This is a genomic window from Meiothermus rufus DSM 22234 (assembly GCF_000423425.1).
GTDB lineage: Bacteria > Deinococcota > Deinococci > Deinococcales > Thermaceae > Meiothermus > Meiothermus rufus.
Genome location: NZ_AUHY01000083.1, coordinates 1 through 9448, shown reverse-complemented (window position 1 = coordinate 9448; position 9448 = coordinate 1). Strand labels below are relative to the sequence as shown.

General features: G+C 62.3%; 7 protein-coding genes and 2 pseudogenes. 5 read left to right on the top strand and 4 right to left on the bottom strand.

Annotation, left to right across the window (positions count from 1 at the left end):
- The 5 genes and pseudogenes from G552_RS17110 to G552_RS0112530 form a co-directional block, all read left to right on the top strand.
- Positions 1-231: pseudogene (locus G552_RS17110) on the top strand (hypothetical protein); the annotation flags it as partial.
- A gap of 519 nt (positions 232-750) precedes the next feature.
- Positions 751-1971 (top strand): ROK family transcriptional regulator, encoded by a 1221-nt coding sequence (locus G552_RS0112545; protein WP_027883342.1) that lies wholly within the window; start codon positions 751-753, stop codon positions 1969-1971.
- Positions 1964-3202, top strand: coding sequence for an ABC transporter substrate-binding protein (locus tag G552_RS0112540; protein WP_027883341.1), 1239 nt, complete (start codon positions 1964-1966; stop codon positions 3200-3202). Before G552_RS0112545 ends, G552_RS0112540 begins: the two co-directional genes overlap by 8 nt.
- Positions 3203-3284: 82 nt before the next feature.
- A complete protein-coding gene (locus G552_RS0112535) occupies positions 3285-4409 on the top strand; it encodes a carbohydrate ABC transporter permease (protein ID WP_027883340.1) in 1125 nt (374 codons plus the stop codon).
- Positions 4409-5218, top strand: coding sequence for a carbohydrate ABC transporter permease (locus tag G552_RS0112530; protein ID WP_027883339.1), 810 nt, complete (start codon positions 4409-4411; stop codon positions 5216-5218). Before G552_RS0112535 ends, G552_RS0112530 begins: the two co-directional genes overlap by 1 nt.
- A gap of 6 nt (positions 5219-5224) precedes the next feature.
- Here G552_RS0112530 and G552_RS0112525 read toward each other — a convergent pair whose 3' ends face one another.
- From G552_RS0112525 to G552_RS16395, 4 genes and pseudogenes are all read right to left on the bottom strand, one after another.
- Positions 5225-6511 (bottom strand): CCA tRNA nucleotidyltransferase, encoded by a 1287-nt coding sequence (locus G552_RS0112525; RefSeq protein ID WP_027883338.1) that lies wholly within the window; start codon positions 6509-6511, stop codon positions 5225-5227.
- 9 nt (positions 6512-6520) lie between these two features.
- Complete coding sequence (locus G552_RS0112520) at positions 6521-7303, bottom strand: PIG-L deacetylase family protein (protein WP_027883337.1); 783 nt, start codon at positions 7301-7303, stop codon at positions 6521-6523.
- A 25-nt stretch (positions 7304-7328) separates the two neighbouring features.
- Entirely contained in the window at positions 7329-9185 is a 1857-nt protein-coding gene (locus G552_RS0112515) for an amylo-alpha-1,6-glucosidase (RefSeq protein WP_027883336.1), read from the bottom strand.
- A 23-nt stretch (positions 9186-9208) separates the two neighbouring features.
- Positions 9209-9352 (bottom strand): annotated as a pseudogene (locus G552_RS16395) (carbohydrate ABC transporter permease); the annotation flags it as partial.
- Positions 9353-9448 lie beyond the last annotated feature (96 nt).

Here is a 9448-nt window from a genome sequence, read left to right as displayed (position 1 = left end):
TACCGGGGTCTTGCGGGACTGGCTTCCTCCCTGGGGTTGGAGATGGAGGTGGTGGCTCGTCCCTACGCGGGGGTGCGAGGGGTCTGGGTGCGGGAAGGAGAGGAGACGCCGGAGATTCCGCGGGAGAGTGGGTTCAAGCCTTTGCCCAAGCGGTGGGTGGTGAAAGGACCTTTGCCTGGCTGGGGCGGAACCGACGGTTGGGGAAGGATTACGAGTACCATCCTGAGGTAGGGGAAGCCTGGATGTATTTGAGCATGATACGCTTACTGGTGAAGCGGCTGGCCAGGGCCGCGTAGCCTCTCAAGGTACGCTTACGCGTGACCGTGGAGGGCTTTTACGACAGCCTCTAAGTAAGGCACACCCAGCTCCTGACCTAAAACGGAGGCAAAAAACCCTCTGTCATTACTTTTTACGCTAGTTGAGGCTGCTCTTTCGGTTGCCAGAAACTCTCATTATTTGCTCAATTTCACCTTTAAGTCGTCGAATTTCACCTTTATCTCGTCGCACGCTTGCTCTCGTTTTTTCCCAGTCTTTATCGCCTCACAACCTTTTATTTTCCCGTGCTTATCGTCTTTTCTCGCACCCTTCCGCATGTTTCGGGTAGCAAACTTCAATTTCACAATTATCTCGTAGCATTACAGCTATATCGGCAGTTAGCCCCGAGGCCTGTTGACAAAACCAGCGGGTTCAGCGTATTTTTAGTTCGTTCGTTGAACTTACTAATAGGCCGCAGCGCGGCAGAGGTCAACTGTGGTACGTTCCTCCCCCTTGGATCAGCAGGCCATCAAGCGGCAAAACCGCCGCCTGATCCTAGAGGCCCTGCAGCGGCAGGGGCCGCTGAGCCGGGCCGAGCTGGCCCGGGAGGTGGGGCTCACCAAGAGTACCGTCTCGGCCTTGGTTCAGGAGATGCTGGAGGAGGGCCTATTGGGCGAGGGAAGGTTGCACAACCCCGGCCTGGGGCGGCCAGGAACCCGGCTCGAGTTCCGCAGCGAAAACGCCTTGGCCCTAGGGGTTGACCTGGGGGTAGACGACACCCAAGTCATCGTCCTTGACCTCAACCGCCAGATCCAAGCGGTGTGGGAGTGGGTGGAAAGCCCCAGCACCTCCCTCTCGGAACGGTTGTTCAAGCTGGCCCGGCAAGTTCAAAACCAGCTTCCACACTACCCCCGGCTGCTAGGGATTGGTCTGGCCATTCCAGGGGTGGTCAAACAGCAAGAGCTCCTCTATGCTCCTGGCCTGGGCTGGCGCAAAGAGCGCCCTGCCGAGACCCTGAGCAACCTCTTGCACCTACCCGTGGCGCTGGAAAACAACGCCAACGCCGCTGCCCTGGGCGAAACCTTCTGGGGCGAAAACCATAGCCCCTTGCTCTTCATTATGCTCACCACCGGTCTTGGCACCGGCTTGGTGGTGGAAGAGCAGGTCTACCGGGGCCGCCATGGTGCTGCCGGGGAGCTGGGCCACTGGCTGCTGGGTAGCCAGCCCCGGCACCACCCCCCCTCGGTGGTGGAACACCAGCTCTCGCTACGGGCCATAGTGGGCCATTACCAGAGCCAAAGCGGGCGCAGCGAGGGCTTCCGGGGTTTGCTCGAGCACGCTTCCAGGGGCGACCGACCGGCTCTGGAGGCCCTCGAGGAGCTAGCCTATCGGCTGGGCTGCTTCATCGCCAACGCAGCGGTCGCCTACGATCCAGCGGTGGTAGTGCTGGGCGGGCCAGGGGCCGAGGCCTGGCCATGGCTCGAGGCCCCCCTGCGGGCCGCCCTCAAAGAACAAGCCTTCATCCCCGAACACGCCGAGCTGCCTATTAGGCCTAGCGCGTTCGGGCACCTTGCTCCGGCTATGGGCGCGGCAGCCTTGGTGCTGCAGCGCTTCCTAGCAAATGGTGGAACCAGGGACTGGAGCCCGCCAATCTCCACCCTGGGAACCCGGCCAACCATTGGCGGCAGTAAGTCGAGGAGGAAACGATATGCGTAAATGGTTGTTCACACTGGCCGCTGCGGCTTTAGGCTCGCTGGCCCTGGCCCAGTCGGGAAGGCTGGAGATCTTCTCCTGGTGGGCAGGCGATGAAGGCCCTGCCTTGCAAGCCCTGATCGACCTCTACAAGAAACGCTACCCCAACGTGGAGGTCATCAACGCCACCGTGACTGGTGGCGCCGGCGTCAACGCTAAGGCGGTACTCAAAACCCGCATGCTGGGGGGCGACCCCCCCGACAGCTTCCAGGTGCACGCCGGCCAGGAACTTACCGGCACCTGGGTGGTGGCCGACCGCATGGAAGACCTCACCCCCCTGTTCCAGCAAGAAGGCTGGATGAACCGCTTCCCCAAAGGCCTGATCGACCTGATCTCCTACAAAGGGAAGATTTACAGCGTACCGGTCAACATCCACCGCTCCAACGTGATGTGGTACGTGCCGGCCAAACTGCGGGAGTGGGGCGTGCAGCCGCCCAAGACCTGGGCCGAGTTCCTCACGGTCTGCCAGACCCTGAAGAGCAAGGGCCTCGAGGCCCCGCTGGCCCTGGGTGAAAACTGGACCCAACAGCACCTGTGGGAGTCGGTCGCCCTGGGCGTGCTGGGCGCCGACGACTACAGCAAGCTCTGGACTGGCCAACTGCGCTTCAACGACCCCAAAGCGGTTGCCGTCTGGAACACCTTTGGCCGGGTGCTGGACTGCGCCAACAAAGATGCCTCGGGCCTCTCTTGGCAGCAGGCGGTAGACCGGGTACTGGAGGGTAAGGCGGCCTTCAACATCATGGGCGACTGGGCCGCTGGCTACATGACCACCACCAAGGGCCTCAAGCCTGGCGAGGGCTTCGGCTGGGCCCCGGCTCCCGGTACCGCAGGCGTGTTCATGATGCTTTCCGACTCCTTCGGCCTGCCCAAAGGGGTCAAGAATCGCACCAACGCGCTCAACTGGCTGCGGCTGGTGGGCTCCAAGGAAGGACAGGACGCCTTCAACCCGCTCAAGGGCTCGATTGCCGCCCGCACTGACTCCGACCCCAGCAAGTACAACGCCTACCTACAGTCGGCCATGCGCGACTGGAGGTCCAACCGTATCGTTGGATCGCTGGTACACGGTGCAGTGGCCCCCGAGTCGTTCATGAGCCAGTTTGGCACCGTGATGGAAATCTACCTCTCGAGCCGTAACGCCCAGGCTGCGGCCAACGCAGCCCAGGCCATTGCCAACCAGGTTCGCCTAGGCCAGTAACCCAAGTCCTGGGGCGGGCTTTGCCCGCCCCAGTCATGTTCTCTCAGCGGTTGCGCGACCGCATCCCAAAAACGAGGTAAGGATGCGCTGGTTCAAAAACAAAGACACCCTCTATGGCTTTTTAGTGATTCTGCCCTCGCTGGTGCTGCTGGGCATTTTTGTCTATGGTTTTATCTTCCAGACTTTTTACACCTCCCTCACCGACTGGGGCCGCGACCCCGCTCAGGCCCTATCGGCCAACCCCCAGATTCGCTTCACCGGGTTTGAGAACTACCGCGAACTCTTCGGCGGCTTTGTAGACGCCCGTTTCCGCCAGGATTTGTTCAATACCTTCTATTTCACGCTCTTCTTCATCCTGGGCTGCCTAGGGCTAGGGCTGACCCTGGCCATCGTGCTTGACCGTGGCCCTAAAGGCGAGGGGTTTTTCCGTACGGTCTTTCTTTTCCCCATGTCGCTTTCCTTCATCGTCACCGGTACCATCTGGCGCTGGATGCTCCAACCCCAGGGTGGGGTCAACCAGCTTCCTACCTTGGTGGGGTTACCCCGGGGCGAATTCGGTTGGCTTACCAGTCGCGAGCAAATCTGGCAGGTTAGCTGGAACGACCTACCCTTCTTCACTGCGCTGGTCGTAGGTGTGGTGCTGGCTTTTGTCGCCGCAGCGGCCTTCCGCGGCGGCGAGCGGCGGCGGGGCTGGATTGCGACTGGCTCGGCAGGCTTACTGCTCCTGTGGGCCTTGACCCTGGGCCGCACCCTGCAACCCCTGCCCTTCGACGAAATGCACGGCTTCAATCTGGCTTTCATCGGCATCATCTTGGCCGCAGTCTGGCAGATGTCGGGCTACACCATGGCCCTCTACCTGGCTGGGCTACGCGGCATCCCCGAGGAGCTGCGCGAGGCCGCACGGGTAGATGGCGCCTCGGAATGGCAGCTTTACCTGCGGGTCATCTTCCCTTTGCTGGCCCCCATCACCCTCTCGGCCATGATTATCCTGGGCCACATCAGCCTGAAAATCTTCGACCTGATCTTCGCCATGGCCGGCCCAGACAATGCCCCCACCGATGTACCCGCCCTTCTGATGTACATCACCACCTTCCGGGCCAACCAGATCGCCAAAGGAGCGGCTATTGGCACGATTTTGTTGCTGCTGGTGGCTGCAGTGATTGTGCCCTACCTGTACAGTCAGCTCAAAAGCGAGGTGCGGCGATGATCGGGCGCGCCCTTCAGTACGCCATCCTGTTTTTGGCTACCCTGTTTTTCCTGCTGCCGGTATACCTGGTGATCATCACCGCCTTCAAAGAACCTGCGGCTATCAGCCTCAGCACCACCTGGCAGCCCCCGGAGCGCTGGTACTGGGAGAGTTTCAGCCAAGCCTGGACAGCTTTTTTGCCTAAGTTACAAAACAGCTTTTTCCTGACCGTTACCGCCACTATCCTCTCGGCCATGCTGGGCTCACTCAACGGCTATGTGCTGGCCAAGTGGCGCTTTCCTGGAGCCAACATCGTCTTCCCCCTGATGCTTTTCGGCATGTTCATCCCCTACCAGGCGGTGCTGATACCGCTGTTCCAGTTCATACGCGAAATTGGCCTGGGGGGAAGCCTGTGGGGCCTGATTCTGGTGCACGTGGTGTATGGCCTGCCCATCACCACCCTGATCTTCCGAAACTACTACGCGGAAATCCCCGACGAGATGATCGAGGCCGGGCGGATCGATGGCGCAGGGTTCTTCGGCATCTATAGCCGCATTGTGTTTCCCCTCTCGGTGCCGGGGTTTGTGGTGGTCATTATCTGGCAGTTCACGCAAATCTGGAACGAGTTTTTGTTCGCCGTAACCTTGGTGAGCAGCCCCGCCAACCAGCCCATCACAGTAGCCCTGGCCCAGCTCGCCGGCGGCGAGGCGGTGAAGTGGAACCTGCCGATGGCCGGTGCACTGTTGGCCGCCCTGCCCACCCTACTGGTCTACATCTTCCTGGGCCGCTACTTCATCCGCGGGCTTCTGGCGGGGTCGGTAAAAGGGTAAGGCGCTCTATCCTTTGCTCTTTTCCTCTAAGGCCTGCCGGGCTACCTGGTAGAGGTGCTCGAGGTCGGTCTCCCCGGTCTTGAGCTGGTGGTCGTAGGCCACCTGCAGCATCCGGCCAAAGGCCGGGCCGGGCTTGTGCCCCCGCTCGATCAGATGCCGCCCCCGCAATACCGGCTGGATGGGCACCGGCTGGGGGACAAACCAGACCCCTACCTCCCGGCGCCCGGCCCCATCGGCCTGGCACAAGGCCTCGAGGGCTCTAAGATGCGGGCCAGCCTGGGCCTGAAAGCGCCGTATGGCCGCCGGAGTAGGCTTTTGGAAGACCGGAACCATATGCAAAGCGGTGGTGACCACCAGCTCGTCGCGAAGCGCATTGGGCAGGCGTAGATCGCGGGCAATGCGGGGAATTAGGGCAGCCCCCACCCGCTCGTGTCCAGGGAAACTGTACCAGCCTTCCTTCCGCCACTGTGCGGTGTCCTTTTTGCCGATGTCGTGAAGCAACGCGTGCCAACGGTAGGGCGGGCTGATGCGCTCTACCACCTCCAGCACGTGGGTGAGCACATCCCCCTCCGGGTGCCAGCGGGGGTTTTGCAAGAGCAGGTGCGTGTCCTCGAACTCCGGGATGAGCCGCTGGAGGATTTCCAAGTCGTAGAGGTAGCGTAAAAACCAGCTGGGGCGCAGCGCAGCAAAGGCTTTTTCAAACTCGGCAGTCACCCGCTCCACAGCCACATGGCGCAACACCTCTGGGGCAGCCTCCCGTGCAGCTTTCAAGGTTTCTTCCTCGATGGCAAAGCCGTAGCGGGCGGCTAGCCGGCCCGCCCGGATCACCCGCAGGTAGTCTTCCCGGAAGCGCTTGGCGGGTTCCCCTACCGCCCGAATCAGGCCCGCCTCGAGGTCCTGCTGCCCGCTGTAGGGGTCAATGACCCGGCCCATCGGGTCCATAGCGATGGCCCCGATGGTGAAGTCGCGCCGAGCCAGATCCTCCTCGATGCTCTGGCCCCAACGCACCCGGGCCTTGCGACCAAAGGTCTCGACGTCCTGGCGGAAGGTGGTGATCTCCACCGGGCCATACCCCTCCAGCAAGACCGTAACGGTGCCGTGCTCGAGGCCGGTAGGGATGGCCGTCATCCCGTGCACCTGCGCCAGGTGCAAGGTCTTTTGGGGTGGGGCCGAGGTGGCAAAGTCCAGGTCCTCTGGCGCCTCGCCCAAAAGGATATCCCGCACCGCCCCGCCGACCAAGTAGAGGTCGGGCAAGAAGGAAAGCCGCTGAAAAACCTCGCGGTAGTCGCGCATAACCAGGCCCTAGACCATTCCTGCCAGCAGATCATCGGTGGGCATGGAAGGAAAGGCTCCGCGCAGCCCCCCCAGGACGAAGCTTTCCTCCTCTAGAAGGCCGGGCCAGGCCTGCAAAACCTGGTCAAAGGCTTCTTCCGGCCCAACCTGCGAGCGGTGGGCCAGCAACGCCGCACGGATGGTGGCGGCATAGGGCCGCACATCCAAGCGCACGGCGAAGGAGTTTTCCGCCACGGCATAGACCTCAGGGTCGAAGCGGGTCTGCCGCACTCGAGCGGGGGAGCGCACCGGGAAGAATAGCCGCTGGGGTGGTCTGGGCATCCGCTGGCCAGCCCGCCAAAAGGCCCCCAGGGTGGCCCGGTGCAGATGGATATGGTCGCTGTGCCCGTAGTAGCCTTGGGGGTCAAAGCCGATGACGACCTGGGGCTCTATCCCGGCCATATGCTCCAGCAAAACCTCTTCCACCTCGCGCAGGTCGGTATGCATAAAGCCCTGAGGGTTGGCCTGGGCCACCTCGAGGGGGTAGCCGGAGTCCTGGTAGCCCAGGAAGATGGGCGGGTGGATGCCCAGAATGGCGCAAGCGGCCTCGAGCTCCCCCTGCCGCAGCCGGCCTCGGGCCGGGCCCTTGGGGTAGCTCTCCGGGTCTATCCCGGGGTGGAGAATACGCCCCTGCTCCCCCCGGGTGGCGCAGATTAAGTAGACCTCGTGGCCTATAGAAGCGTATTTGCTAAGGGTTCCGGCACAGAAAAAGGATTCGTCGTCGGGATGGGCGAAGATGGCCAGCAAACGCATCAAGCCCAAGTTTACCCCTAACAGGCTAAGCCCCAACCTTTTGCAACTCCAGTAGCCCCTTTACCGGCTGCCCACGGTCGATCTCCTGCACCAAGCGGAGCAGATAGACCACTGCCGCAGCATCCCAGGCCTGGGGCCGGCAGGCTGCGGGGTAGGGCACCGGGGGCTCCCCCTCGCGCCGGTCGTACCCCCCCACCAGCTCCGGCAACCGAGCGTCGGCCTGGGTCATGGCTAAAGAGAACAGATCCTCAGCCACCCGCAAGGCCTCGAGGTAGAAGCCGTAGCGCACCAACCCCCCTACCAAAAGGGCGGTGTCGTGTGGCCAGACCGAGCCGTTGTGGTAGGAAAGCGGGTTGTAGCGCACCTCGTTTTGACCTAGGGTACGCACCCCCCAACCGCTGTAGAGAGATGGGGAAAGCAGGGTCTCTATCAGCACCGGGGCCACCTCGGCCAGCACAATCCCACTCCAGAGCAGGTGGCCCGGGTTGGAGGTCAGAATGGCCAAGGGCTGCTTGGCCCCGTCCAGACCTGCCGCATAGGTCTTTTGCTCAGGTAACCAGAAGTGCCGATGGAAAAGGGTTTGCAAGCCCTGGGCCCGGGCCTCCCAGGCCTCGGCCTGGGCCGTCTGGCCCAAAGCTCGGTAGAAGGCCGCTGCCTCCCGGTAGGCCCGGTAGGCATACCCCTGCACCTCGCAGACCGCAATGGCCCCCTGCGCTAGCGAGCCATCCCGGTGGCTTTGCGAGTCAAAGGAGTCCTTCCAGGATTGCACCAAATGCCCTTTGTGGGGATTAGGAGCATACTCCAAAAAACCGTCCTGGTCGGGGTCTGCATAGGTGGTCATCCAGGCTAGGGCGGCCTCCCAGTGCGGCTGAAGCTGGCGTACCAAGGCCAGGTCGCCGGTGTCCTGCCAGTAGCGGTGCAGAAGGATGACAAAGAGTGGGGTGGCGTCTACGGTACCATAGTAGCGGGCAAAAGGTACCTTGCCCGTGCGGGAAAGCTCCCCCTGGCGCACCTCGTGCAGGATTTTGCCGGGGGTCTCGTCAAGGAAAGGGTTGACCTCCTTGCCTTGGTGTTTGGCCAGGTAGCGCAACACCCCTTGGGTCAGCTCAGGAGCCCAGGGCTGGGTCATGTAGGCGGTCAACAGGGCATCGCGCCCAAAGGGGCAGACGTACCAGGGGATACCCGCGGCGGGGAACCACCCCTCGGGTAGGGAAAGCAAAAGGGCCCGTAGGTCGGTGAGGGCCTGCTGCAGCACCCGCTGGCTACGCCCGCTGGCCAGGGCCAGGGGGAAGCGGCTCAACCAGTCCTCGTAGCTGGGCAGAGGCGGGGTATGGGGTTCAAAGGGGCTCTCGAAGCGAGCCTCGAGGCTCAGACGGGCCCTCTGCTTGGGGGCCAGGTCAAAGCACCAGCCATAGCGCTGCCCCTCCTGCACCGTGGGCGGAGGGGTAGGGTTTAGGTGGGTCGCCAGCCGCAGGCCATCCTCAGCGGTGTAGGTCAGGCCCTCCACCCGTCGGGTGGCCTGGTGCCAGCCCTTGACCTCAAAGAGATCGGCAAAGTCGGCGCTGGCCTCGAGGGCGATCTCCAGGCGCTGGGCCTCGAGCGAGGTGTTCTCCAGCTCGAGATGCTCACGAAAGCCGCCCCGTATCATCTGCAGTTCCCGCCGCAAACCCACCCGCTGGTCCGGGCCCACCATCCAGCCCCAGTGCTGCACCAGCCGGTCTGGGCGGGGGGAATGGGAAAGCAGCAAGCGAAACCCCGGAAAGCGCCAGCAGTAGCGGCTCAGGTAGCGGGTGTCGTGGCGGTAGAAACCGCTCTCCTCCCCTTCCACCATGCCTTGGTCGGACAAAACAGCGTAAGTATCGTCTTCCTTTAGCGGTAGCATAGATTCCTCATACAGGAAGCCCCTCACCCTTTCAAAGCACTGGTGGAAACCCCCTCCACGAAGTAGCGCTGGAAAACCACAAACAAGACGATAATAGGAATCATCGAGAGAAAGGCGCTGGCCAGCATCAACCCCCAGTCGCCTGCCACCCCGTAGGCGCTGCGGAATGAACCCGGACAAACACATGTGAGACTCTAAGCTGGGATAAAAAGAGGGGAACCAACCAAGAAAGGAGGTTCCCCAGGTGCAGTTTACCACCGTTG